We start from the raw sequence: 1,839 nt of genomic DNA on the forward strand, positions 1-1,839 counted from the left end.
TCCACCGCCAACGATAGCGCAAAAGCCAAGCGCGCCTTCATTCCTGAGAAATAACGCATCACCGGTTCATAAAAATATTGACCCAATCCGGAAAATTCTTCTGTAAACGCCTTCACATAATCAATATCAACATTATAAATCCGACAAATAAAGCGCAAATTATCCATACCGGTCAAGCCGCCTTGAAATGCACCGGAAAATGCCAGCTGCCAAGAAATACTCATTGGACGCTCGATTTCACCTGAAGTCGGCGGTTCAATACCACTGATTAAACGGGTTAATGTCGATTTACCGGCACCGTTTTGCCCCCAATACCTACCTTCCCGCTTTTTTGCAGCGAAAAACCGATATCGTCCAAAACCGTTCGCATATCACCACGCATTTGATACTGCTTGGGAACATGTTCGACCGAAATCATTGCGGTTCGGCCCCTTTACTGGATTTGCCGACCAGCGCAAGACCAAAAAGCAGCAATACCCGAGAGGCTTAGGAAACAAAAATATTAAATCGGATTATTTCGAAGTATCTTCATCAGGGTATGTCCTCTTTTCGTCTGCGTCGCACATTTTCAGGCAGAAAAGCGTGGATACCAGGCGAAAAGCACAGCAAAGTTGGACACCTTGCGCGCATTCCCAACGCAAGAGGCGTGTTTGTTGCCGCATGATGAAATGAGGACACACCCTAATTGTTTAAGCGGTGGTTAAACCTAAATTCCGTCTCCTTCAAATGCAGGTAAAAACAGATCCTTCGAAATACCGTCGTGAAATTTAGACAGCCCTTTGACATCATTCCGGAAAGATTCGATACCGCTGTGCTGCCTCCTGTGGGAAAATTCACGGCACCATGATGTCATGGCTGCCGTCCTGACACTACCGGGTGCGCTTATCCGGATAACGGTATGGAATCGGGTCATGCGGCTCATCCGTTTACCGTTACCCACTGCCGGAATAACATCGGACAGAAATTTACCCGTGTTGCCCGACCGCAAACCAACGGTAAAGCCGGGCACGTTATCCGCATTTTGATAGAGATGCGGCATGACGAATGTACGTTCCGGGATAAGAAGCACAGGAAGCGTTGTGCCGCTTTGTCAATCTTTATCACCCGGTTAAGCCGCATAAGCGCTTGAAAGGTAATACGCCGTTTGAAATCTGGCAGGCATCATTTCTCAAATGGTTGTGCAAACAACCCGGTTATTTCTTACATATGATTTGCCTAACGTGAATTATTTGCACATCAACCCCAACCAGGCAACGCATTCACATTGATTTTAACGGACGGTTTTTCAGGAAACAGACAATATACAGGCCGTCCGGAAATCAAGTCCGGCAGGAAGCCATTGCCGGAACGATGGCAGGTATGCCGAATTTGCCGTTCACCCGCACTGCAAAATGCAGCTTCGCCCAATCGGTATCAGTGCCGCCCTATTGCCGATGGGTTAACCGGCGCGCATGTTTTGATCTTTTTGCACCAAAATATTGTCATTGTGCACATAAACAGTGATAGTCGATGTATTTCTGACACAGCTTTCCGGTTCGTCAACACCGTTTCGATAACACCGCACTTTTATAACAACCCGGGTTCGAACGGTGCCCCGTCCGTTTGCTTCATATTCTTTCCTGTAATCAAACGGAGGCCGTAAATATCAGATAGCCGTTCCGCCCGTTCTTTGCGCAGATAAGCTTTATCGCCGACAACCGTCCCCTATCATGAAGAATCCATATCTTTCAAAGACTTGTGATCATTAATCTTCCCCGAAACCAATCTGCTGCCAATCAATCCGCCGTTGCAGGTTATCAGCGAATGCTATTTGAAGCCGGAAAACCAGCCCGTATTGCT

At 47.3% G+C, this 1,839-nt stretch carries 3 pseudogenes; 1 reads left to right on the forward strand and 2 read right to left on the reverse strand.

Annotated features, from left to right (window positions below):
* Window positions 1-418: pseudogene (locus C7N83_RS13760) on the reverse strand (ABC transporter ATP-binding protein); the annotation flags it as partial.
* A 263-nt stretch (window positions 419-681) separates the two neighbouring features.
* A pseudogene (locus C7N83_RS13765) lies at window positions 682-835 on the reverse strand (IS1595 family transposase); the annotation flags it as partial.
* Window positions 836-877: 42 nt separating this feature from the next.
* On the opposite strand from C7N83_RS13765, the pseudogene C7N83_RS17195 reads away from it, so the two are divergent.
* Window positions 878-1,224 (forward strand): annotated as a pseudogene (locus C7N83_RS17195) (hypothetical protein); the annotation flags it as partial.
* Window positions 1,225-1,839: the final 615 nt, after the last annotated feature.

The sequence above is a fragment of the Neisseria iguanae genome, from assembly GCF_003013245.1.
GTDB classification, from domain to species: Bacteria; Pseudomonadota; Gammaproteobacteria; order Burkholderiales; family Neisseriaceae; genus Neisseria; species Neisseria iguanae.